Below are 226 nucleotides of genomic sequence, written 5' to 3'. Positions count from 1 at the left end.
AAGAAGACGAACTCTCATTTAAAAAGATGATGGAGCATAATCTAAAAATGCTAAAGCTACTCTTTGGTGAGATAGATAAAGATGGCAAAAAGAGCAAAGACTTTATGGATAGCTTTTTAAAATTTAGTATGCCACCTTTAAATTTAGTAAAAGAGCTAAATGAAAACCCAGCTGGAAAATATCTAGTAGATATGCTTGGTATAAAAAGAGATGTTGATATAAAGGC

At 31.0% G+C, this 226-nt stretch carries 1 pseudogene; it reads left to right on the top strand.

The window, feature by feature from the left end:
- Positions 1-226: pseudogene (locus tag B9N62_RS10315) on the top strand (Cj0814 family flagellar-dependent secreted protein); the annotation flags it as partial.

This window comes from Campylobacter concisus, from assembly GCF_002165785.1.
Classification (GTDB): domain Bacteria; phylum Campylobacterota; class Campylobacteria; order Campylobacterales; family Campylobacteraceae; genus Campylobacter_A; species Campylobacter_A concisus_W.
This window is presented reverse-complemented; position numbering and strand designations above follow the sequence as displayed.